The sequence below is a fragment of the Glaciimonas sp. GG7 genome (genome assembly GCF_052976905.1).
In genome coordinates, this window is record NZ_JBRIIQ010000014.1 from 1 (window position 1) to 24,267 (window position 24,267).

General features: G+C 53.4%; 22 protein-coding genes and 1 pseudogene. 2 read left to right on the forward strand and 21 right to left on the reverse strand.

Annotation, left to right across the window (positions count from 1 at the left end):
- From ACVBEF_RS05610 to tyrS, 19 genes and pseudogenes are all read right to left on the reverse strand, one after another.
- Window positions 1–502, reverse strand: a pseudogene (locus ACVBEF_RS05610) (D-alanine--D-alanine ligase); the annotation flags it as partial.
- A gap of 28 nt (window positions 503–530) precedes the next feature.
- Window positions 531–1,940 carry a UDP-N-acetylmuramate--L-alanine ligase gene (gene murC, locus ACVBEF_RS05615; protein WP_447122952.1) on the reverse strand — a complete coding sequence of 470 codons (1,410 nt, stop codon included), beginning with the start codon at window positions 1,938–1,940 and terminating at the stop codon, window positions 531–533.
- A complete protein-coding gene (murG, locus tag ACVBEF_RS05620; RefSeq protein ID WP_447122953.1) occupies window positions 1,937–3,031 on the reverse strand; it encodes an undecaprenyldiphospho-muramoylpentapeptide beta-N-acetylglucosaminyltransferase in 1,095 nt (364 codons plus the stop codon). The genes murC and murG overlap by 4 nt, the downstream gene beginning before the upstream one ends.
- Complete coding sequence (ftsW, locus tag ACVBEF_RS05625; protein ID WP_447122954.1) at window positions 3,028–4,272, reverse strand: putative lipid II flippase FtsW; 1,245 nt, start codon at window positions 4,270–4,272, stop codon at window positions 3,028–3,030. The genes murG and ftsW overlap by 4 nt, the downstream gene beginning before the upstream one ends.
- Window positions 4,269–5,813 (reverse strand): UDP-N-acetylmuramoyl-L-alanine--D-glutamate ligase, encoded by a 1,545-nt coding sequence (gene murD / locus ACVBEF_RS05630; protein WP_447122955.1) that lies wholly within the window; start codon window positions 5,811–5,813, stop codon window positions 4,269–4,271. The genes ftsW and murD overlap by 4 nt, the downstream gene beginning before the upstream one ends.
- Window positions 5,814–5,821: 8 nt before the next feature.
- A complete protein-coding gene (gene mraY, locus ACVBEF_RS05635) occupies window positions 5,822–6,991 on the reverse strand; it encodes a phospho-N-acetylmuramoyl-pentapeptide-transferase (protein WP_447122956.1) in 1,170 nt (389 codons plus the stop codon).
- On the reverse strand, window positions 6,991–8,424 hold the full coding sequence (locus ACVBEF_RS05640; protein ID WP_447122957.1) for a UDP-N-acetylmuramoyl-tripeptide--D-alanyl-D-alanine ligase: 1,434 nt from the start codon (window positions 8,422–8,424) through the stop codon (window positions 6,991–6,993). The genes mraY and ACVBEF_RS05640 overlap by 1 nt, the downstream gene beginning before the upstream one ends.
- Entirely contained in the window at window positions 8,421–10,025 is a 1,605-nt protein-coding gene (locus ACVBEF_RS05645) for a UDP-N-acetylmuramoyl-L-alanyl-D-glutamate--2,6-diaminopimelate ligase (RefSeq protein WP_447122958.1), read from the reverse strand. The genes ACVBEF_RS05640 and ACVBEF_RS05645 overlap by 4 nt, the downstream gene beginning before the upstream one ends.
- A complete protein-coding gene (locus ACVBEF_RS05650) occupies window positions 10,025–11,788 on the reverse strand; it encodes a peptidoglycan D,D-transpeptidase FtsI family protein (RefSeq protein WP_447122959.1) in 1,764 nt (587 codons plus the stop codon). Before ACVBEF_RS05650 ends, ACVBEF_RS05645 begins: the two co-directional genes overlap by 1 nt.
- A complete protein-coding gene (gene ftsL, locus ACVBEF_RS05655; protein ID WP_447122960.1) occupies window positions 11,785–12,057 on the reverse strand; it encodes a cell division protein FtsL in 273 nt (90 codons plus the stop codon). The genes ACVBEF_RS05650 and ftsL overlap by 4 nt, the downstream gene beginning before the upstream one ends.
- The gene (gene rsmH / locus ACVBEF_RS05660; RefSeq protein ID WP_447122961.1) at window positions 12,054–13,037 is read right to left on the reverse strand and encodes a 16S rRNA (cytosine(1402)-N(4))-methyltransferase RsmH; all 984 of its coding nucleotides are present in this window, start codon (window positions 13,035–13,037) and stop codon (window positions 12,054–12,056) included. The genes ftsL and rsmH overlap by 4 nt, the downstream gene beginning before the upstream one ends.
- Window positions 13,038–13,047: 10 nt before the next feature.
- Entirely contained in the window at window positions 13,048–13,476 is a 429-nt protein-coding gene (mraZ, locus tag ACVBEF_RS05665; RefSeq protein ID WP_447122962.1) for a division/cell wall cluster transcriptional repressor MraZ, read from the reverse strand.
- A 464-nt stretch (window positions 13,477–13,940) separates the two neighbouring features.
- Window positions 13,941–14,480 (reverse strand): crossover junction endodeoxyribonuclease RuvC, encoded by a 540-nt coding sequence (gene ruvC / locus ACVBEF_RS05670; RefSeq protein WP_447122963.1) that lies wholly within the window; start codon window positions 14,478–14,480, stop codon window positions 13,941–13,943.
- Between the two features lie 64 nt (window positions 14,481–14,544).
- A complete protein-coding gene (purH, locus tag ACVBEF_RS05675; RefSeq protein ID WP_447122964.1) occupies window positions 14,545–16,110 on the reverse strand; it encodes a bifunctional phosphoribosylaminoimidazolecarboxamide formyltransferase/IMP cyclohydrolase in 1,566 nt (521 codons plus the stop codon).
- A 171-nt stretch (window positions 16,111–16,281) separates the two neighbouring features.
- Complete coding sequence (locus tag ACVBEF_RS05680) at window positions 16,282–16,515, reverse strand: Fis family transcriptional regulator (protein WP_447122965.1); 234 nt, start codon at window positions 16,513–16,515, stop codon at window positions 16,282–16,284.
- A 202-nt stretch (window positions 16,516–16,717) separates the two neighbouring features.
- Window positions 16,718–17,731: a tRNA dihydrouridine synthase DusB gene (gene dusB / locus ACVBEF_RS05685; protein WP_447122966.1), complete on the reverse strand. Its 1,014-nt coding sequence runs from the start codon at window positions 17,729–17,731 to the stop codon at window positions 16,718–16,720.
- Window positions 17,732–17,828: 97 nt separating this feature from the next.
- The gene (locus ACVBEF_RS05690) at window positions 17,829–18,479 is read right to left on the reverse strand and encodes a histidine phosphatase family protein (RefSeq protein WP_447122967.1); all 651 of its coding nucleotides are present in this window, start codon (window positions 18,477–18,479) and stop codon (window positions 17,829–17,831) included.
- 17 nt (window positions 18,480–18,496) lie between these two features.
- Window positions 18,497–19,141, reverse strand: a complete 645-nt coding sequence (locus ACVBEF_RS05695) for a YbhB/YbcL family Raf kinase inhibitor-like protein (protein WP_447122968.1) — start codon at window positions 19,139–19,141, stop codon at window positions 18,497–18,499.
- Between the two features lie 50 nt (window positions 19,142–19,191).
- Window positions 19,192–20,466, reverse strand: coding sequence for a tyrosine--tRNA ligase (gene tyrS / locus ACVBEF_RS05700; protein ID WP_447122969.1), 1,275 nt, complete (start codon window positions 20,464–20,466; stop codon window positions 19,192–19,194).
- A 264-nt stretch (window positions 20,467–20,730) separates the two neighbouring features.
- Here tyrS and ACVBEF_RS05705 point away from each other — a divergent pair, with 264 nt between their 5' ends.
- Window positions 20,731–22,101 (forward strand): peptidoglycan DD-metalloendopeptidase family protein, encoded by a 1,371-nt coding sequence (locus ACVBEF_RS05705; RefSeq protein ID WP_447122970.1) that lies wholly within the window; start codon window positions 20,731–20,733, stop codon window positions 22,099–22,101.
- A gap of 95 nt (window positions 22,102–22,196) precedes the next feature.
- On the forward strand, window positions 22,197–23,372 hold the full coding sequence (locus ACVBEF_RS05710) for an anhydro-N-acetylmuramic acid kinase (protein WP_447122971.1): 1,176 nt from the start codon (window positions 22,197–22,199) through the stop codon (window positions 23,370–23,372).
- 100 nt (window positions 23,373–23,472) lie between these two features.
- On the opposite strand, the gene erpA is transcribed toward ACVBEF_RS05710, so the two are convergent.
- Both erpA and ACVBEF_RS05720 read right to left on the reverse strand, forming a co-directional pair.
- Window positions 23,473–23,832 carry an iron-sulfur cluster insertion protein ErpA gene (erpA, locus tag ACVBEF_RS05715; RefSeq protein WP_108442886.1) on the reverse strand — a complete coding sequence of 120 codons (360 nt, stop codon included), beginning with the start codon at window positions 23,830–23,832 and terminating at the stop codon, window positions 23,473–23,475.
- A gap of 53 nt (window positions 23,833–23,885) precedes the next feature.
- Window positions 23,886–24,267: bactofilin family protein (locus tag ACVBEF_RS05720; RefSeq protein ID WP_447122972.1), on the reverse strand; the 382-nt coding region annotated here is incomplete at its 5' end.

The following is a 24,267-nucleotide window of genomic DNA, read 5'->3' on the forward strand; positions in this document are numbered from 1 at the left end:
TCTCCGCATGCGCGACAACCTTGCTAATCCCGATAGTCGATCCTTCATGTGGCGCTTTGAGCATCAATGGCAGACCTAACACATCGGGCAACTGGCGTAACTCTTCGCTCGTCGCCGTGGCAGAATCGAGCACGAGAAAACGTGGCGTTGGCAAGCCTGCGCTTTGCCAGACATGCTTACTCATCACTTTATCCATCGCAATGGCGGAGGCCATGACGCCGGGGCCGGTATAGGGAATGCCCAACTGCTCCAACGCGCCCTGCATCGTGCCATCTTCACCGTACCGTCCGTGCAATGCGATGAAGACACGATCAAATTTTTCCTCAGCCAGTTCCGCCAGACTGCGCTCGGCCGGATCAAACAAATACGCATCGATGCCCTGGCTTTGCAGCGCCTTGACGACCCCGTTACCGGACATGATCGAGACTTCCCGCTCGGCCGAACGCCCGCCAAAGAGGACGCCTACTTTGCCAAATTGCGTGGTTATATTGTGCGTACTCATGTCTTCACTCATATCTTTGTTCACTTCATTAATCCAGTGCGGCCTGATTCACCAACTGCGCAGGCACACTACTAATGGAACCTGCGCCCATCGTCATAACAACGTCGCCGTCACGCACAATGTTGACAATCGCGGTGTGCATATCAGCAATATTTTCAACAAATACCAGTTCGCTCATACCTGCGACGCGCAACGCGTGGGACAAGGCGCGCCCATCAGCAGCCACGATGGGCGTTTCGCCAGCGGCGTACACCTCGGCTAACACCAGCACATCCACCGTCGACAAAACCTTGACGAAATCTTCGAACAAATCGCGTGTACGTGTGTAGCGATGCGGCTGAAACGCCAGCACTAAACGACGTCCCGGATAAGCACCGCGTGCAGCAGAAATCGTGGCCGCCGTTTCAACCGGGTGATGACCGTAATCGTCAACCAAAGCAAACGATCCGGCTGACTTCATATCGGTTGCGATGACGGGAATGTCACCGTAGCGGGTGAAGCGCCGACCAACGCCGTGAAACTCTGTCAAAGCCTTTTGAATCGCCGCGTCAGCGACGCCCAATTCACGCGCAATCGCCACTGCAGCGCAAGCGTTTTGCACGTTATGCATACCCGGCTGATTGAGGCTGATCGGCATGGCCGGATAGCCTTGTTGGACTACCGTAAATTGCATATGACCGGCGACTGCTTCGGCATCAATCGCCCGCACTTGCGCGTCTTCATGGAAGCCGTACGTCGTGATCTGCTTAGAAATCTGCGGCATGATGTCGCGCACATTGGCGTCATCCAGACACAGCACAGCCACACCATAAAAAGGCAGGCGCTGGGTGAATTCGACAAAAGCCTGCTTCAACTTACCGAAATCATGATCATACGTTTCCATATGATCGGCATCGATATTGGTAATGACCGACATCACCGGCGACAAATTCAGGAACGACGCATCGGACTCATCGGCCTCCACCACAATGAAATCGCCAGAACCCAATTTGGCATTTGCCCCTGCGCTCGTCAGTCGACCGCCGATAACAAACGTTGGATCCAAACCACCTTCTGCCAGGACACTGGCAACCAGACTGGTGGTCGTGGTTTTGCCATGCGTACCAGCAATCGCAATGCCGTGCTTGAGGCGCATCAACTCAGCCAACATCACCGCACGCGGCACGATGGGAATATGCTTTTCCCGGCCAGCGACAACTTCCGGATTATCTGCCTGCACGGCCGTCGAAGTGACAATCGCGTTGGCGTTCAGAATATTTTCCGCTGCATGACCCAAGGTCACTTTTGCCCCCAGCGCAGCCAGGCGACGGGTGGCAACATTGCTGCCGATATCGGAGCCGGAGACGGTATAGCCGAGGTTCAACAACACCTCAGCGATACCGCTCATTCCGGTGCCGCCGATGCCGACAAAATGGATATTTTTGACTTTATGCTTCATGACTGATCTTCCGAACTCGCTAACTCTTCGAGGACCTGCGCGATGGTTTGATTCGCATCGCGACGCCCGTTTTCATACGCCGCCTGTGCCAAAGACTGACAATCCTGCCGTGTCATGCCCGTCAACAATGCAGACAAGCGCTCTTTATTCAATTCACTTTGCGGCAAATAAATCGCCGCTTTTTTAGTCGCCATCCAGCGTGCGTTATCGCGCTGATGCGAAGTGGTCGAGGCTACAAACGGAATCAACACGCTAGCCACTCCCGCCGCCGTCAATTCAGAAACCGTAATCGCACCGGCACGGCAAACCACCAGATCGGCATCGGCATAACGACGCGGCATGTCATCGATAAACGCCACGATTTCTGCGTCAACGCCGGCGGCGGCATACGCTGCCTGCAACGCCGCAATATGCTGCTTGCCGGATTGATGCGTGACACTCGGCCGAGATTCTGTCGGGATCATTGCCAACGCGGCTGGCAAACAATCGTTGAGCGCCTTCGCACCCAAACTACCGCCTACGACCAGCAAACGTAACGGGCCGGTCCGACCGCTGTAACGCTGCTCCGGCAAGGGCAACTCGGTGATTTCTTTGCGCACCGGATTGCCCGTCACTTGCATCTTATCGGCCACAGCATCAGATGCTGCAGGCAAACCGAACAACACACGTTGGGCTAACGGGGCCAACACTTTATTCGACAACAGCAACGCGGCATCCGCATTAACCAACACCAGCGGGACACCGCGCAAACGCGCCATGACCCCGCCCGGCACCGTGACATAACCGCCCATGCCTAACACCACATCCGGTTTGCGCCGACCGAGAACGCTAAAGCAAGCAGGGAAACTCGCCAGCAAACGCCAGACCCCACGCAAGGAATGCGCCAGGCCTTTCCCGCGCAAACCCGAAAACGTGATGCGATCCATCTCAATGTTGTGACGCGGGACCAGATCGCCCTCCATTCCGTGCGTCGTGCCCAGCCAGGTGACTTGCCAGCCGCGTTGCCGCATGGTCTCGGCAATTGCAAGGCCGGGGAAAATATGACCGCCAGTACCAGCCGCCATAATCAACAATTTTTTCGTCGCTGTCATGAGCGGCCTCCGCGCATCATGACGCGATTCTCGTAATCGATACGCAACAAAATCGCCAGGCCGACACAGTTAATCAAAACCCCTGAACCGCCATAGCTCATCAGCGGCAAGGTCAGCCCCTTGGTCGGCAACAATCCCAAATTCACGCCCATGTTAATAAAGGTCTGCACGCCAATCCAGATGCCCATGCCTTTGGCAGTTAAGCCCGCAAATACCTGATCCATTGCGATGGCCTGACGGCCAATCTCAAAGGCGCGTTTAATGATCCAATAAAACATCAGCACCACTACCAACACGCCGACAAAGCCCAGTTCTTCACCGATGACGGCAAGTAAAAAGTCGGTATGTGCTTCCGGCAAATAGTGCAATTTCTCAACGCTGGCACCAAGACCGACACCGAATATTTCGCCACGGCCAAACGCAATCAATGAATGTGAAAGCTGGTAAGCCTTGCCCAATGCATTATCTTGATCCCACGGATTCAAATACGCGAAAATACGCTCGCGACGCCAGGGAGACAACCAGATCACCATCGAAAACATGACCGTTAGCATCGCCGTAATGCCGCCAAACCACACCCCGTTAATGCCGCCCAAAAATAGAATCCCCATCGCGATACAGACAATCACACCGAGTGCGCCAAGGTCCGGCTCCAACATCAGCAAGAGTCCGACCACTCCAACCGCCACCGTCATCGGCAAAAATCCCTTAGTCAGTTTGTGCATGACTTCTTGCTTACGCACGGTGTAATTGGCCGCGTATAAAACGATGAATAACTTCATCAATTCAGATGGCTGCAAATTGAAAACGCGGAACGATAACCAACGCTTAGCGCCATTGACGCCCTTACCCAAACCGGGCACCAATACCAAGGCCAGCAATACCAGCGTCATGACAAATAAATAGGGTGCCCACCGTTGCCAGGTAGCGATGCGAATACGAAAAGTAACCAGTCCGGCGACTATCGACACGCAGATAAATAGCGCTTGCCGCAACAAAAAAATATAGCTTTTATAGCTGGAATATTTAGGCGAATCCGGCAGCGCAATCGAGGCCGAATACACCATCACCAGCCCCAACAACATCAACAGCACGACTACCCACACCAACGGTTGGTCATACTCCATCATCTTGGAGCGCTGCACGCCGGACTGAATGCCATCGACGGAACGCATCCGTGGTTGCGGCTTGGCCGCAGCCTTATCGCTACTCCCAGAGAAGAATGGGAAAGCGAATTTCATAGACTGACCTCACCGCGTGAGAGCGCCAACTCACGTACTGCGGCGACGAATACTTCGGCGCGGTGAACATAATTTCTAAACATATCAAGACTGGCGCATGCCGGTGACAACAACACCGCATCGCCAGCATGGGCCAACTCGGTGGCACGTTGGACCGCTTCATCAAGGGTCGTGCAATCGACAATCTCAATCCCCGCTGCAAGCAAAGCGCTATTAACAGCATGGCGAATCGTGTCAGCATCGCGTCCGATCAGTATCAAGGCCCGACCATAGCGCGCCAATGGCTCTGCCAGCGGCGTAAAATCTTGGCCTTTACCTTCGCCGCCAGCGATGAGGACTAAACGATTCGGATTTGCGCCGCCATCCGGTCCGCGCCCCAAACCGTTGAGTGCGGCAACTGTCGCACCAACGTTGGTGCCTTTGCTGTCGTCGTAATACTCGACATTGTCGATACTGGCGATCAATTCGACGCGATGCGGCTCGCCGCGATAGTCGCGTAAGCCGTGCAATAGCGACGCAAATGGCAAGCCGATAGCGCGCCCTAACGCTAAAGCTGCCAGCGCATTGGTCGCGTTATGTTGGCCGCGAATGCGCAAGGCGTCGGCTGGCATTAAGCGATTAATGGTGATGGGTAAAACTTCAATTTGATGTTTCTTGCCGCGTTTTTTCTCGGACTCTTCTGCCACCTCGGCGGCTACTGCCAGCCATTGCATGCCGTTGTCATGCGTGAGGCCAAAACAATCTGCCAAATGCGGTTCGTCAACGCCAAAAGTAATATTTTGACCCTGCGTTGAATGCGCCAATTGCATCACCAGAGGATCGTCGCGGTTCAACACACGCGTGGTGTTGTCGCCAAAAATACGTGCTTTGTCGGCGACATAACCGGCCATGTCACCATGCCAGTCGAGATGATCCTGGGTCAGATTCAATACCGTGGCGGCATCGGCTTGCAAGCTGTAAGTCGTGTGCAACTGGAAGCTCGATAATTCCAACACCCACACCTGCGGCAACGCCTCGGCATCGAGCGCTACGCGCAACACATCGAGCGCCGCCGGGCTGATATTGCCCGCAACCTGCACCGTCAAACCGGCGCGCTGGCACAACAAGCCGGTCAGGCTGGTGACGGTCGTTTTGCCGTTGGTGCCGGTGATCGCAATGATTTTCGGGGAATATTCCTGCGTTTCACGCAGGGCAGCCAGTGCTTGCGCAAATAGTTCGATCTCGCCCCAGATCGGGATCTCGGCCAAGGCCGCTGCGGAAATGATTTTTTTCAACTCACGGGTCGGTGCCAGTCCCGGACTGACTGCAATAACATCTACTCCATCCAGAAGCGAGGGATTAAAAACATCATCAACGTTGCTATCACCACCACCAACAAATACAACATCGGGAATCGCCCCCTGCAATTGCGGTAAGCGTTCCGGCGCATGACGCGTATCGGCCACACGCAGCGTCGCACCGCAGCGCGCCAGCCACAAAGCCATTGCCAGTCCGGACTCACCCAAGCCCAGCACCAGAACATGTTTACCGAGGTAGTTCATTAACGCGATTACCTTAACTTCAATGTGGATAGTCCGAACAGCACGAGGATCATCGTGATGATCCAGAAACGGACGACTACTTGCGTTTCTTTCCAGCCTTTTTGTTCATAGTGATGATGCAACGGTGCCATCAGCAACACGCGACGGCCGACCCCGAAACGCTTCTTGGTGTATTTGAAATACAGTACCTGGATCATCACCGACAGGGTTTCAACGACAAAAATTCCACCCATGATGAAGAGCAATATTTCCTGCCGCACGATGACGGCGATGGTGCCTAACGCGCCGCCTAAGGCAAGCGCACCGACATCACCCATGAAGACCTGCGCGGGATAGGCGTTGTACCAAAGAAAAGCAAGTCCTGCGCCTGCCATTGCGCCACAGAAAATCAACAGCTCGCCTGCGCCTGGAATATGCGGAATCAACAAATATTTGGCAAAAGTGTAGTTACCGGTCAGGTATGCAAACAAGCCCAACGCTGCACCGACCAGCACTGTTGGCATAATCGCCAAACCATCCAGACCGTCGGTCAGATTAACGGCGTTGCTAGTACCGACGATGACAAAATAGGTCAACGCCATGAAACCCCACACGCCTAACGGATAACTGACTGTCTTGAAAAACGGCACGATCAAGTCCGCTTTTGGCGGCAAGCTCATACTGAAGCCGGACTCAATCCAGGTCACAAATAAATGCCAGACCTGCATATTGGTCGCGCCCGAGACCGAAAACGCCAGATAGATTGCCGCCACCACGCCGATCAGCGACTGGAAGAAAAACTTATCCCGCGAACGCATGCCGTTGGGGTCCCGGTAGACCACCTTGCGATAATCATCAAACCAACCAATCGCGCCAAACCCCAGCGTCACCAGCAGCACTATCCAGACAAACCGATTACTAAAATCGCTCCACAGCAAGGTCGAAATACCAATCGAGATCAGGATCAACACACCGCCCATGGTTGGCGTGCCGGTTTTAATTAAGTGCGTTTGCGGACCATCGGTACGTACTGCCTGTCCGACTTTCAGGCGCGCCAGCATGCGGATCACGGCGGGACCGGCGATGAGACCTATCGCCAATGCCGTGAGCGTCGCGAAGACCGCACGGAAAGTGAGAAAATTGAAAACGCGCAGAAAACTATAATCCTGCTGAAAATTTTGGGCTAACCAAAGCAACATTAATGCTTCTCCTGTGATGAATTTGGTAACGAACTATCGGTCCCGACAGCGCTCACCAGATGTAAAACCACGCGTTCCATTTGCATGAAGCGCGAGCCTTTTACCAGTACCGTCGTGTTGGTCGTCATGAAGGCGTCAACCGCAGCAATCAATGCCGCAATGTCGTTACAGTGTTGCGCTGGTGCGCCGAAGGCCGCGCTGGCGTCGCTTGCCAGCGCACCCAATGTGAGCAAGTCAGTAATGCCGCACTGACGCGCATAAGCGCCGATTTCCCGATGGAAGGCCGGGCCGTTATTGCCAACCTCGCCCATGTCGCCCAGCACCAGCAAACGCGGCGCGGCCGATTGGGCCAGCACGTCTATCGCCGCGCGTACCGAATCGGGATTGGCGTTGTAAGTGTCGTCGATCACTAACGCGCCTGCGTAACCAGGTTGTTGGCCCAGCTTGCGCTGGAGACGACCACTCACCGGCGCAAACGATTGCAAACCGTGTTGAATCGCCGCGACCTCAACTCCGATCGCCAACGTACAAGCAATTGCGGCCAGTGCATTGCGCACGTTGTGTTCGCCAGCGGCTTCAAGCCGGACTGCAAACACGTCCGTGGGCGTGATGACTTGTAAGTCACTGCCAAAGACGCTCGGCTCATATGTACAGCGTACATCCGCATCAGCGGACAAACCAAACGTGATGCAGCCGCCTTTGTTGGCGGCATAGCTGCGCCATAGCGCGGTGTAAGGATCATCGGCGGGAAATACGGCGATCCCGTCGGTTGACAGAGCGTTGATTACCGCGCCGTTTTCGATGGCGACGGCCTCGACGCTGGCCATGAATTCCTGGTGTTCGCGCTGCGCATTATTCACCAGTGCGACAGTCGGCGCGGCAATCGCTGCCAGCACAGCGATTTCGCCCGGATGATTCATGCCGAGCTCAATGACTGCGGCCTGATGCTGCGCATCCAACCGTTGCAGCGTCAGCGGTACGCCGATCTCGTTATTCAGGTTGCCGCGAGTCGACAAATAACTGTCGCTGCCGAACGCCGCGTTCAAAATGGCGGCGATCATTTCCTTAACCGTGGTTTTGCCATTGCTGCCGGTGACGGCAATTAAGGGCAAAGAAAATTGGCGACGCCAGCCGCTGGCAATCGCGCCTAGTGCTGCGCGAGTGTCCGTCACCACCAATGCCGGGACAGCGCAATTTTCTGGTAAACGCTCGACCACTAATGCACCGGGAGCCTGGGCCACAACCTGATCGAGAAAGTCATGCGCATCGAAACGCTCGCCGCGCAGGGCAACAAACAGATTACCGGCAACAACGGCACGGCTATCTGTCGTCAATCCATTGATCATGACGTTGGCCAGGCCGCCAACAATATTTGTCGGTTGCTGCGACGCCGCCAGCCACGATTGCAGATCGTTGAGTGAGGCCTTGATCATGCCGCCCCTCCCTTCATCGTTGCGCGCGAGGCCAGCGCCAATGCGGCGTGATCGGCATCCAAAAATGGCAATTTCTTTCCTTTTATTTCTTGATAAGTTTCGTGGCCCTTGCCAGCGAGCAGCACAACGTCGGCTTTTCCGGCCTTGCGCACTGCACGCAAAATCGCCGCAGCGCGGTCTTCCTGTGTCTGTACCGCAGTGGTTGACAATGCAGCTGACGGCATGCCAGCAAGGATCTGCGCAATGATCGCGCCCGGATCTTCGCTGCGTGGATTGTCGCTGGTGACGATGACGTGATCTGCCAACTCGGCAACTGCGCCCATTTGCGCACGCTTGCCCGGGTCGCGATCACCGCCACAGCCGAATACGCACCACAGCTCACCACCGCGTTGCTGCGCGACCTGACGCAACGTGGTTAATGTTTTTTCCAATGCATCCGGGGTGTGTGCATAGTCAATGACAACTAATGGTGCGTCTTGTCCGCCAAATTGCTCCATGCGACCCGGCACTGCTGTCAGACGCTCAATTGCATTGATCGCGGCATCCCACGCAATCCCTTTAGCCAGCAACACGCCCAGAATGCCCAGCACGTTACTGACGTTGAACTGACCCACTAAATGGGTTTTTATCTGGCTGTTACCGAATGGTGAATCCACATGAAAGACCGTGCCGCTAGCGTTGGTACGCACCGCCGTCGCATGCAGAATCGGAAACGCATCCAAGGCCGCAGCGCTCTCGATGGCGGTATCCGTCAATGCATAACCGATCAGCGCTGTCGAGCCGCCATGTTGTTGCAAATGACTGGCAAGACGCAGACCCATAGCATCGTCCAGATTGAGTACCGCGTGCTGCAAACCGGGCCAGTCAAACAGTGCGCGCTTAGCCGCTTCGTAGTTCGCCATATCACCGTGATAATCCAGATGATCGCGAGTGAGATTAGTAAATAAGGCGATGTCGATATGGATGCCGTTCAGACGACCTTGCTCCAGACCGATAGAGGACGCCTCAATCGCTAGCGCTTGCACGCCCGCCTGTTGCAATTGAACCAGTTCGTTCTGTAACAGAATCGCATCCGGCGTTGTGTATCCCGTGACCTTGAAATCAGCTGGCTGGCGCGGTGCAAAAACACCAACCCCTAGCGTGCCGATAACGCCGGTAGTCAGCCCCAATTGCGCCAATGCATGTCCTAGCCATTGCGTGCATGAGGTCTTGCCATTTGTACCGGTGACGGCGATGACGCTCATATCGCGGTCCGGGCATTGATAAAAATTGCTCGCTATCTGGCCCGCGATTTTTTTCAGTCCGACGACCGCCAGATGCGGGATATTTTTTGGAACCGGTTCAGGTAAGTTGGCGGCCTCGTAGACCACCGCAACAGCACCATTTTGCAGTGCCTGCGCTATGTATAGGCGGCCATCAGCGGTGTCGCCAGGATAGGCAAAAAATACGTCGCCAACACGCACTTTGCGCGAGTCTGAAACCAATGCGAAGGTCGGTTTCGTCTCTTTTGCAAACTCAGTTGCAATCTCAGTTGCAAGTTCGGTTGCAAGTTCGTGCAACCACCTCTGAATGGTCGCCAGCTCGGATACCTTCGTCTGCATCAGAAGCTCTCCTTCGGGCCATCGGTTGGAATAATGATGTCGGTAATATTTGAGTCAGGCGGAACATTTAATGTCCGCAATGCATTCGCCACCACATTTGCAAAAACTGGTGCGGCCGAATCGCCACCATAGCGGTAGGCCATGCTAGGCTCATCGAGCATGACCGCAATAATCAAACGCGGGTCCGAGGCCGGGGCGAAACCGACAAAGTCGGCAATATATTTTCTGACGTACTTACCGCCCTCAATTTTGTAAGCAGTGCCAGTTTTGCCGCCAACACGATAGCCGGGGACTTGCGCTTTCGGTGCGGTGCCGCCGGGTGCGGTCACTCTTTCGAGCATGGCCCGCATGGTTAAAGCAGTTTTTTCTGAGATAACGCGTTGGCCTACCGGTGGCGTTGTTACTTTTTGAAATGACAATGGGATCAGATCGCCGTTGCGCGCAAAAATGGTATAGGCGTGGGCCATTTGAATGAGCGACACGGAGATTCCGTGGCCGTAGCTCATTGTTGCCTGCTCAATCGGACGCCATGATTTGAATGGCCGGACACGACCGGCCACAGCGCCCGGAAAGCCAAACTTCGGTTGTTGCCCAAGGCCAACGGTGGTGAACATTTCCCACATTTCTTCGGGCGGCATTTGCAACGCAATCTTGGCGGTGCCGAGATTGGATGACTTCTGAATGATTTGCGCGACACTCATTGTGATCAATCCATGAGGATGCGAGTCGCCGATGGTGGCGGTACCTATCTTCATTTTATCGGGGATCTGAAAGGTCGTAGACGGTTGGATACGATTGGTGTCCAGCGCCAATGCAACAGTAAACGGTTTTAGCGTGGATCCCGGCTCAAAGGTATCTGTCATCACGCGGTTACGCAATTGCGCACCGGTGAGGATCGAGCGGTCATTGGGGTTATAGCTAGGCAGATTAGCCAGTGCCAGCACTTCACCGCTTTTAGCGTCAACCACCACGATACCGCCAGCTTTGGCATTACTCTTGTCGACCATCTCTTTGAGCTGGGTAAAGGCAATATATTGAATCTTGCTATCAATTGATAGCGCCAGATCATGGCCGTCATGCGGCTCTTTGACTGCTTCGATATCTTCAACGATGTGGCCGAGACGATCTTTAATCACGCGCCGACTACCGGTCGTTCCCGCCAGCGATTTTTGCTGCGACAGCTCCATACCATCCTGACCTGCATCTTCGATATTGGTAAAACCAACGACGTGCGCCGCAACCTCGCCCTCAGGGTAAAACCGCTTGTATTCAGGGCGCGTTTCAATACCGGCAATTTTCAGTTTAGCGATCTCATCCGTGGCGTCTTTTTCGACTTGCCGTTTCAGGTAGACAAAACTACGGTCGGAATTGAGTTTTTTTGCCAACTCAGCATCTGTCATATCAAGCAGTTTGGCTAGCGCCTGTAATTTTTCTTTTGGCTCAGCCTGGACATCTTCGGGAATTGCCCAGACGGCCTTCACAGGAACGGAGGATGCCAATACCTGACCGTTGCGGTCGGTAATCTTGCCCCGTGTTGCGGGCAACTCCAAGGTGCGGGCGTAGCGCGAAGCGCCCTGCTTTTGCAAAAACTCGGTAGACATCCCCTGAAGCCACAGCGCCCTCACCACCAATGCCAGAAATGCCGCAAACAGCATAAAGAGCACGATGCGTGAGCGCCATGCCGGAAGTTTGACTTTTAATACAGGGCTGGCGGAAAAAGGCACGCCCTTAGAGGCCGCAGTACGTGGCGGGTTGCGCGTCATTTGCCCCCCATCGTCAGATACTGGGTGCGTTGCGGGGTCAATGGGACCATATTCAGGTCACGCCGCGCGCTGGCTTCAATTCTTGCGTTTTTGCCTAGCGTCGATTGATCGAGTTGCAATTGCGACCACTCAATATCGAGTTGTCGCGCCTGACTTTGCGCACGGCCTAGCTCAATGAATAACTGGCGTGCCTTATATTGGGAGTTGACCAGCGCCAGTGCACACAGGACAAGTATCAGCGTCAACAAGGCGTTGATACGACCAATCATGACTGCGCTCCGGACGAAGTCGCTTTTGGTGCATCGGCTAAACGCTCACCGACGCGCATGATCGCAGAACGTGCACGTGGATTGGCGGCAACTTCGGCATCCGAAGGCTTTATCCGAGATATCAGCTTTAATTGTGGTTGCGGCAAATCGATTGCACGTATGGGCAGGCGACGGTCAGGCTGCGGCACCTTGGCTTTGGAAGCCATGTACTGCTTGACGATGCGATCTTCAAGTGAATGAAAACTGATCACGACCAATCTCCCCTGCAAAGACATCTGTGCGAATGCCTGATCTAAGACTATTTCGAGTTCTTCAAGCTCTTTATTGATGTAAATCCGTATAGCTTGAAATGTGCGAGTGGCCGGGTCTTTACCTTTCTCGCGGGTTTTGACAGCGTTTGCCACGATCGCGGCAAGCTGTCGTGTGGTTGAAATTGGCTGGACTGCGCGGCCAGCAACAATCGCCTTTGCAATCTGAACAGCAAACCGTTCTTCCCCATATTCTTTTACTACCTTTCCGATTGTTTGTTCATCTGCTATCGCCAGCCATGCTGCAGCCGACATACCGCGCGTGGTATCCATGCGCATATCGAGCGGACCATCGGCGCGAAAACTAAAGCCCCGGCTGGCGTCATCGACTTGCGGCGATGAAATCCCTAAATCGAGCAACACGCCATCTACTTGCGTAATGTGGCGTTCTTGCAAAGCCTCTGCCATCGTTGCAAAACTGTCATGCACGATCTCAAAACGTGGATCGGTGATCGTCTGTGCGGTCGCAATGGCTTGCGGGTCTTTATCAAAGGCAATCAGACGACCACGGGGCCCGAGGCTTGCTAACATTTTTCGACTATGTCCACCGCGGCCGAATGTGCCGTCGACATAAATGCCGTCTACCCGAACGCCGGTGATGTTTAATGCCTCTACAGCCTCATCCAGCAACACCGTGCGGTGCTGGAATTCGGGCACCGATTGTTCAGTCATCTTGGCGCCGTCAGAAGGAAAAGTTACTTAATACATCGGGCATGCCAGCCGCAACTGCTTGCGACTCGCTTTCAGCCAATTTGGCTGCATCCCATATCTCGAAATGACTCCCCATTCCTAACAGCATTACTTCGCGAGACAGGCCAACGGCGACGCGCAATTCGGGAGCGATCAAAATCCGCCCGGCAGAATCGAGTTCAACATCAGAGGCATTTCCAAGAAAAATACGTTGCCAGGCACGCGCTGACATAGGCCATGCCGCGATTTGCTCGCGATGGCTTTCCCATGTCGGACGGGGGAACAGCAGCAGACAGCCATGCGGGTGCTTGGTGAGGGTCAGACGGCCCTCACACTGAACGGTCAGCGCGTCACGATGCTTGGATGGGACTGACATCCGTCCTTTTGCATCGAGGTTTAATGCTGACGCGCCCTGAAACACCGCAGACTCCTGATTTTGAATGATGTGAATAGCAAGAAAAGTGCTTTTGCAACAAGAAAAAATGCCCCACAAAAAAACACTTTTTCACACTAGCACCCACTTTAGAGGATGCACTATCGGCGGTCAAGCCATTTAGGTCATGTGAATTGCAACTTTTTGTGTAAAGTCAATGACTTAGCGCACTTTTATCAACCAAGTCGAGGAATGGATGAAAAGTAAATACCTTGATAAATGAAGGACTTACCAAAGACTATAAAAGTTGCGCATGAGCTATACACATGTGTTTTGCGACGTTTTCATGTCGCAAAATCACGCAATTTATTTAGTTTTCGCAGAGGAAAATTCGGATTTAGGCAACAGATGGATGCGTGCAAAGACAGGAATCGTACGGACCGGATTTGAGCGATGGCGTCTCAGGGCTTCATTCGACGAATCTAAGAAGCCTGTCGGACTTCATTTCGCATTTATATTAAACGGCCGCCTTTAACGCGCAAGCCCTTTTTGGCAAGCGCAGGAGCAAGCGCGGCCAAGGTAGCCAATGCGTCACCGCTATGCGCATGACAGATCGCAACCGCCAATGCATCGGCAGCGTCGGTCCCGGGCAGGCCCGGCAAAGATAACAGGCGCTGGACCATGTCTTGCACCTGCTGCTTTTGTGCTTTGCCATGGCCGGCAACAGCTTGCTTGATCTGCAATGCCGTGTATTCCGCTACCGGCAAATCGGCACTCACCAGAGCGCAAATCGCAGCGCCTCGGGCTTGACCAAGCAATAGCGTGGATTGGGGGTTGACGTTGACGAATACGATTTCGATGGCTGAGCAATCTGGCGAATACGTCCGCACTACTTCTGAGACGCTACTCAAAATCACTTTCAGGCGTTGCGGCAATGCAGCGTCTGGCGTTTTGATGGTACCGGAGGCAACATAGATCAGTTTATGACCTTGCTTGTCAATCACGCCAAAGCCAGTGGTACGCAAACCGGGATCGATACCGAGGATTCTCATAAACAAATGATGCCATCGGCCATAGCTATGGCCGATGGCATACTTATTAAATACGTCAAATTAATCAATGACGGAAATGACGAATACCCGTCAACAACATCACAATCCCATGCTCATCAGCCGCATCAATGACTTCTTGATCCCGCATCGAGCCGCCCGGCTGAATGACGCACGTAGCACCTGCGTTGACAACGACATCCAAACCGTCCCGAAACGGGAAAAATGCGTCCGAAGCGACCGCCGAACCGGCTAGCACCAAACCAGCGTTTTGCGCCTTGATCGATGCGATGCGTGCGGAATCGACGCGGCTCATCTGACCTGCTCCGACGCCCAATGTCATCCCATTGCCGCAGAAGACAATCGCGTTTGACTTGACGAACTTGGCCACGCGCCAGGCAAACATAAGGTCTTGCAATTGCTGCGGGGTGGGTTGTTTTTTACTCGCAACGGTGATTTCAGCCAGTGCGACATTTTTAGCGTCGGGGGCCTGCACCAATAAGCCGCCGCCTACCCGTTTGAAATCGTAGGTATTGCGGCCATTACCGAGGGCGATTTCCAGCACGCGAACGTTTTGTTTGGCGGCAAAAATTTGCTTGGCTTGCTCAGAGAATGCAGGCGCAATCACGACTTCAACAAATTGCTTGGCAACGGCTTGGGCAGTAGTGCCATCGACTTCATGGTTGAAGGCAATGATGCCGCCGAAAGCCGAAGTCGGGTCGGTTTGCAATGCCTTGCTATAGGCTTCCAACGCAGTGGCCCCTACCGCGACGCCGCAGGGATTGGCATGCTTGACGATGACGCAGGCGGTTTCATCGAAGGTTTTGACGCACTCCCATGCCGCGTCAGCGTCGGCGATATTGTTGTAAGACAGCTCTTTTCCTTGCAACTGGCGGTAATTCGCCAATGCACCCGCGATGGGATTGAGGTCGCGGTAAAAGGCAGCCGATTGATGCGGATTTTCTCCGTAGCGCATTTCTTGTACTTTTTCGAAATGCACATTGAGCGTGGTGGGATAAGCGCTGCGTGTTGCGTGCTGCTTGTCTTCACCCAGAGAAGTGAAATAGTTAGTGATAGCGCCATCGTATTGCGCGGTGTGGGCGAATACTTTCTTGGCCAAGGCAAATTTGGTCTCGTAAGAGGCTTCACCCTGACTTGCCTTCAATTCGGCGAGCACTTTGGCGTAATCAGATGGGTCGCACAGCACGATCACGTCTTTGTGATTTTTAGCCGACGAACGCAGCATTGCGGGGCCGCCAATATCGATGTTTTCGATCGCATCTTCCAATGAACATTGTTCTTTGGCGATGGTTTCCTGAAATGGATACAGATTCACCACGACCATATCGATAAGGGGAATGTGATGCTGCGCCAACGCGCTCATGTGCTCGGGAAAATCCCGACGCGCCAAAATCCCGCCGTGGACTTTCGGGTGCAATGTTTTTACGCGCCCATCCAGCATTTCAGGAAAGCCCGTGTAATCCGCCACCTCGGTGACATTGATGTCGTTGTCGGCAAGCAACCTGGCGGTACCGCCCGTTGACAGAATATTGACGCCCAAGGCGACCAGCTCGCGGGAAAATTCGACAATACCAGTCTTGTCGGAGACGGATATAAGGGCTTGTTTAATCATGATGGAGACTCGGGAAATGGAGGATTACTGATGGAGTGGATAGTGTGTGTGCATGAACAATCAAACTAGCAACAAAATGTGCGTGGAACGCTTTGGTGCGCCGCCGATAGCCTTTTGTCGAGCGCACCAGACTGTTGAGCCCGATGCACCCCTTCGTTCGAGATACTGAAATTACAACAAACCGTGCTGTTGCAATTTCTTACGCAATGTATTGCGATTAATTCCCAGCATCTCAGCCGCTTGCGACTGATTACCTTCGGCGCGCGCGATGACGGCTTCGAGTACCGGCTTTTCAACCGTGGAAATCACCATTTCGTACACGTTCGATGGTGGCTGCTCGCCCAAATCCTTAAAGTACTTTTCAAGGCTTTTCTTGACGACATCCTGAATACTTTCTTTGCTCATTCTCTACTTTACTATTTTTGCTAACGTTATTTGCTGGATCAAAAGCAAGAATTCTGGCGCAATCTGGCGCTCTGTTTTAAGTTCTGGCTTGCGTTAATCAATCTTTTTTAAAGGGTAGTCAGCAGCATTTTTAGCCACTTTCGATGATACTTTTCAAATACAAGAATCTACTGGATTCATTACCTATTTGATCACTTTCATCTCAAGCAGCTAGCGCCGCAATGAGTCCGTATTGTAACCGTTCGCCATGCGCAAACTGCATTTCAAAAAAGCTATTTACGGCAGCGAGTTGTTGATCACAATCGTCCAACAGATTCATGCGTTGTCGAAATTCCTCGCCGCCGGGCAGATCGCGGACATACCAACCAATATGCTTGCGCGCGGTGCGCACACCTAAATATGCACCATAAAACGCATAATGTGCACGCAAATGCTCACTCATCAAATGCTGTACTTCAGTCACTAACGGAGCTGGCAAATACCTGCCTGTGCGCAAAAAATGGTCGATTTCACGGAATATCCAGGGACGCCCTTGCGCGGCACGACCAATCATGATCGCGTCGGCCTTGGTGAACTCCAGCACTTGTCGCGCTTTTTCCGGGGTCGTAATGTCCCCATTTGCAACCACCGGAATCGACACCGCCGCCTTGACCGCTGCAATGGTGTCGTATTCAGCCTCACCGCGATACGCGTCGGCACGGGTGCGCCCGTGCAGAGTCAGCATGGCGATCCCGCTGGCTTCTGCCAGCCGGGCGATATTGAGTGCGTTTTTATTGAGACGATCCCATCCGGTGCGAAACTTCAATGTCACCGGGACATTCACGGCTGCCACGACCGTCTCCAGAATGCGTGCCACCAGTTGCTCATCTTGCAACAGGGCCGAGCCACACCAGCTATTGCAGACTTTTTTTACCGGGCACCCCATGTTGATGTCGATGATTTGCGCGCCATGATCAACGTTGTACTTCGCGCACTCGGCCAACATGACCGGATCAGCACCAGCGATCTGCACCGCCCGCGGGGCCATTTCACCATCGTGATTGATGCGGCGCGAGGTTTTTTCGGTTTTCCATAGGCGCGGATTAGAGGCCGCCATCTCTGAGACGGCGTAGCCGGCTCCCAACTCTTTACAAAGTTGCCGGAAAGGTCGATCTGTGACACCAGCCATCGGTGCCACAAAGACATTATTGCGGAGTAAATAAGGGCCAATATTCACGGCTATGGGGAGAGCGTAGGGTGCACTTAATTAAAAAATTTCGGGGAGAGGGGGCGTATTTTATCGCGAATAAGCGCGCTCGACGCAGCCAGCACTACTAGCGGTCAACTTCGTCCAACGCAGCGCCTTGCAGATGCGCAACATCACCCCATGCGATGAGCCTTAATTGCACACCATCCCAAGTCAGGCGATTAATACTGGCATTCAAAATATCGAAAGTACGCGTCTGTGTCACAGTCATCTTGTTAGCATGCCGATAAATGCAATCGAGCACCCCGCCATGGCTGACAATCGCGATCCGGCGGTGGCGGGTATTGGCAAGGATCCGTTGCACAGCATCAATGGCGCGCACTGAGAACTCGTTAAGCGTCTCCGCGATATTGATACCCGGCGGATACCGCACATCGGGCTCACGCGTATTGAGTGCTGCGAAAGCCAGCGGAAAACGCTCAGCAATCTCATTGCGACGCAGTCCCTCCATGACGCCATAACAGCGTTCCCGCAAACCGAGGTCAATTTGCAGCGTCAAACTGTTTGCCAGCGCCAGCGGTGCAGCGGTTTGTCGGGCGCGTTGCAAGTCGCTGGAAAAAACAGCATCCAGCGGGGTCTGGGCTAACGATGCGCTCAACGCCTGCGCTTGACGTTCGCCTTCTACATTCAAGGCGATATCAAGATGGCCTTGCAGGCGTTTTTCTTTATTCCAATCGGTTTCACCGTGACGAATCAAGAAAATTTCTGTGGTGTGCATGGGCTGAGGCACTGCCATTACGGCTGGCGCAATAAAGGATTTAACGTGTAAGTTCCAGTAATCGCAGCCTGATCGACGATATGGCCCTGCATCGCAGCGAATACTTCCTGGCCGGACAATTTCCCATGCACTGGCAAACGGGCAATATCGAGCGCGTACAGCGTAAATACATAGCGATGCACAATCGCATCATTCCAGGGCGGACACGGGCCGTCGTAGCCGAAATAGTCGCCACTCATATCGGCGTCTCCCGCAAACCAGCCTGTGTAATCATTTAAGCCGTGGCGCGTACCGGCAATGGGGTTATCGCCGATGTCAGGGCCTGCTTTTCCGCGTGCGGTCACACCAGCACTGAATGCCGCTGCGGCAATAGCACCATCCCGGGGCGGCAAATCAACCAAAACCCAGTGAAAAAAATCGACACGCGGCAATGTCGCCGCAACCGTTTTTCCATCCTGATTAACGTCATCGCCACGTGAAGGTACATCGGGATCGTGGCATATCAGCGCCAACGACTGCGTGCCAGCAGGCAAATCGCGCCAAGCGAAATGCGGATTATGGTTGCTCGACAAGGTGAAGTGCGTGACCGAGTCGATGACACAGAATGCAAACTCACCCGGAATGGCAGCGCCATCGGTAAAGGACTCGCTCCAGAATTTCATGTTGGTCTCCTGTCAGAATATCGGCTTAAATAACGACTCCAAGTATTGCATCAAGACAGCGTCACGCGGGCAAATTTGCGCTTACCGACTTGCACCACCAACGTTCCGGCCTCCACTTTCAAGCCTTTATCGCTGATGACCGTACCATCAATACGCACGCCGCCCTGCTCGACCATGCGCAGCGCTTCTGAGCTCGACGCACACAAATTGGCTTGTTTGAGCAATTGACCAATGCCCAGCGGTGCGCCGCTCAGACTGACATCCGGGATGTCGTCGGGAATCCCGCCTTTAGCGCGATTATTGAAATCGGCAAGCGCCTCTTGGGCCGCGTGCTGATTGTGAAAACGAGCGACGATCTCTTGCGCCAGCGCCACTTTGATATCGCGTGGATTCTGTCCATCGGCGACTTGCGCTTTATACGCGGCAATCTCAGCGAGCGATTTGACCGAGAGCAACTCGAAATAACGCCACATCATGACGTCGGAAATGCTCATAATCTTGGCGAACATGGTGTTGCCTGGCTCGGTGATGCCGATATAGTTACCCTTGGATTTCGACATTTTATCGACGCCATCCAAGCCCTCAAGCAAGGGCATGGTCAAGATGCATTGCTGTTCTTGACCGTAATCTTTTTGCAACTCACGACCGACCAGCAAATTGAATTTTTGGTCCGTGCCGCCCAACTCCAGATCAGACTCCAGCGCGACCGAATCGTAGCCTTGCATCAATGGGTACAACAATTCATGCACCGAAATGGGCGTCCCGGCCTTATAACGCTTGGTAAAATCTTCGCGCTCCAATATCCGTGCCACCGTATATTTGGCCGACAACTGAATCATGCCGCGTGCGCCGAGCTTGTCGGACCATTCTGAGTTGTAGCGAATTTCGGTCCGCTCCGGGTCCAGCACCAGGCTGGCTTGGGCAAAATAGGTTTTGGCGTTTTCTTCTATCTGCTCACGCGTCAAAGGCGGACGCGTGATATTGCGGCCCGATGGGTCGCCGATCATGGAGGTGAAATCCCCAATGAGAAAAATCACGTTATGGCCCAGATCTTGCAACTGTCGCATCTTGTTGAGAACAACGGTATGACCGAGGTGCAAATCGGGTGCAGTCGGGTCCAGTCCGAGTTTGATGCGTAAAGGTTTGCCGGTTTGCTCGGAGCGCTGCAACTTGCGCGCAAAATCCGCCTCGATGAGCAACTCATCAACGCCGCGCTTAGTGATTGCCAATGCTTCCTGAACTTTGTCGGAGAGGATCAATGGCTTGTTGTTAGCTGCCGCATCAGCGGAAGCAGGCGGCGCAATATTTTGGGGAGATAAAGACATAGTTTATTTCTAGCGCGAGTAGTTTCTAAAAGTCAGTGCATTGCCGATGACGCGACATGATGATGGCGACATGCGGAGTAAGACGCTAAAGACACATTTAAAAATGATTAATTTGACAATTTAAAAATCGGTACATTGAGGTCTGATATAATGCGCGATCCCCTAAAACCCTGCCTTAGTGTCAAGCAAGAAAAGAACACAAAAGAGAATCGGTACAAACGGCAAATTTTAACGTATAGCTCCATGTCATTTAAAGATAAATTCATGCACATTCGTCCCAGTTTCAAGCTATTGACTGGTTCGTCACGTAAAACCCGTATTGTTTCCGCCTCCGCATTGTTTCTCATTGTTTGCGCCTTTGGCGCAGCCGGGGTCGCACCGATCACACAGGACTCGTCCGACATCCAGGTCAGAGCCATCGCAGAAGAACTAATGCTGCCGAGCCTGCATCAACAAATCACCGCACTCGAATCTGAAGACCATCTCTACGTCGCTGAAGACAAAATGCGTGCCGGCGATACGTTAGCCGCATTGATGACGCGCCTGGGCATTAGCGACATTGAGGCCGCCAACTTCATCAAGTCCAACGAAACAGCACGCGGCATGCTGCGCCTGAAACCCGGCAGCGTGGTGCAAGCACAAACGGATGCAGAGGGTGATTTGCAATGGTTGCGCGCAACGCGTTCAACCGGAAAAGATGCCCCTCAAAATCTGATTGTGACCCGCAACGGCAACAAATTCAGCGCAACAGAAGAAATCTCTGCATTAGAAAAACGCATCGAAATGCACTCCGGCGTCATCCGCTCGTCCCTGTTTGCCGCCACTGACGATGCTGAGATTCCAGATGCCGTATCGGCGCAAATTATCGAGATGTTCGGCACTAACATTAATTTTTCATCCGACCTAAAACGCGGCGATCGCTTTACCGTTGCCTACGAGACTTTTTGGCAGAACGGTCAGTTTATGCGCGCCGGACGCATCCTTGCCGGAGAATTCGTCAATAACGGAAAAACGTATCAGGCGGTCTGGTTTGACGATGCAAAAACCGCGCAAGGCGGTGGCTATTACGGCTTTGACGGCTCATCACTCAAACAAGCATTTTTGAAATCGCCATTGGCATTTACGCGGATTTCTTCCGGCTTCTCGATGCGCACCCATCCGATTCTGGGCAGCTGGAAAATGCATAGCGGCGTTGATTTCGCAGCCCCGACTGGCACCCCGATCCATGCAGCGAGTGACGGCGTGGTCGATTTCGTCGGCGTTCAAAATGGCTACGGCAACGTCATCATCGTTAAACACGCAGGCAACATTTCAACCGTATACGCCCACATGAGTCGCTTCGCACCGGGCTTCCGCCGCGGCAGCAAGGTTGGCCAGAGCGACATCATCGGATTCGTCGGGATGACAGGCTGGGCAACTGGCCCCCATCTGCATTACGAATACCGCATTGCTGACAAGCCTGTCGATCCAATGACGGTCGTCGCGCCGACCATGCAAGCACTTACAGGGCCTAAGCTAGAACGTTTTCGCGCTGTAGCTGGCGATATGTCGCATCGCTTTGCCCTGCTACAAGTCACTACGACCACCGCACTCAAAAAAGCCACTCCAGCAGTCGCCCAGGCGTCGCCCGCTTAAAAATTAATTTGCTTAATTATTAAGTCTCGGCGCTTCAAAAACCCGTTGATGGATCAGGCCTTGTAGAATCAAGCGATCCAACAACGGGTTTTTTTATGATTACGCAAAACGCGAACACCACCATATTCATCGGCCTCATGTCGGGCACCAGCCTTGATGGCATCGACGGGATCATGGCGTCATTTTCAAATGACGACAAAAAACAACATCTCGCAACCACCCTGGCCTCCGCTTATATGCCTTTTTCTGCGGCATTGCGTCGGGAGTTGATGTCTCTGCAGAGTGGTGGCGACAATGAAATTGAGCGTGAAGCGCTGGTTGCCAATACGCTGGCGACGCACTATGCGGCCTGCGTTGAGCGCTTGCTGGTCGATGCAGGCTTGCGCGCTGACCAGATACGGGCTATCGGGGTGCACGGACAAACTATTCGCCATCGACCAGAGTTGGGATTTACCCGCCAAACCAATAATCCGGCGTTGCTGGCAGAACTCACGGGGATTGATGTGATCGCTGACTTCCGTAGTCGCGACATCGCCGCTGGCGGCCAAGGCGCGCCGTTAGTGCCAGCCTTTCATCAAGCCATGTTTGCCGATCCGACAGAAACCCGGGTGATCGTAAATATCGGCGGCATGGCTAACGTCAGCGTCTTGCGCCAGCGGACAACGGGCGATACGAACGTGTCGCATATCAATCTCGATACCGGCTTCGATACCGGCCCCGGCAATATATTGATGGATCTGTGGGTAAAGCTCAATCAGGGTAAAGATTACGATGAAAATGGCGCATGGGCAGCCAGCGGCACGTCCATCCCCATGCTGTTAAAAGCCTTTCTCAAAGACCCTTACTTTGCGTTGCCCCCACCGAAAAGCACAGGCCGCGATCTGTTTCACGAGGCTTGGCTTGCCGCAAAACTGGCCCAATTCCCGCAATTTTCTCCGGTTGATGTGCAAGCTACCCTCACAACGCTGACAGCCACGACGATCGGCGACGCCATCGCACTGCACGCGCCGGATGCAAAAATGGTCTATGTTTGCGGTGGCGGTGCTTACAACCCCTATCTGATAAAAATGCTGGGCCGCTCCCTCACACAGCACGGCCTGGCCGCCGCAGTAGAGTCTACTGAGGCACTTGGTATCGCGCCAAATCACGTAGAAGCGTTGGCATTTGCATGGCTGGCACAGCGTTTTGATCGACGCTTGCCGGGCAATTTACCTTACGTCACTGGTGCGGCTGGTCCACGGATTTTGGGAGCCCTGTACCCCGCCGGATGACCCTGAGTAGGATTCTGCAAATGCAAAAAGACACTAAGGCAGATAACCTTAGTGTCTTTTTAACTACAACAGTCAAGCAACCAACACTACTAAGCAAAAATTATGCAGAGAATGATGATCCGCAACCGCATGTTGTCGTTGCATTTGGATTCTTGATGACGAATTGCGCGCCTTCCAGATCATCCTTATAGTCAATTTCGGCACCGACCAGATACTGATAACTCATCGAATCGATCAGCAACTGCACGCCATTTTTAGTCATGGTTGTGTCGTCTTCGTTGACGATTTCATCAAATGTGAAACCGTACTGGAAGCCAGAACAACCACCACCCTGCACAAATACGCGCAGTTTCAGATCTGGATTGCCTTCTTCCTCGATCAGCTGAGCCACTTTTGAAGCGGCGCTATCGGAGAAAAGGATAGGGGATACAACGTCTTGGATTTCAGCGACAGCATTCATTTTTGGCTCCTGCGGGATACGTACAATATTGCATTATAGGCGCTTAGCGGCGATCACGCAGACGTTGCCTGGACTTCCATCGATTCCGATGTTTGCGGCAATTCTGAGACGGCAGGAGAATTTGAAATCTGAGGAACTGGCTGCGCTTCCAAGAGGTTCAATGTCGCCTCCGGCGTCGCGAGCTCATCATGCGTCAACTTCCCACTCACCAGCGCTCCACTATGCATTTCGAGTGTTTTGTAATTTACATCACCAGTTATGCGGGCTTTCGGTTGCAATTCAAGCAACTCAGAAGAATAAACATTCCCAACAATTTCACCATTGACGACCAAATGTGCCACCCGTATTTCGCCCTCCACCCGCGCATTGTCGGAAATCTCCAGCATTGCCATCGATATCGATTCGTGCTCGATGAACCGGGCGCTTAGAGAAGCT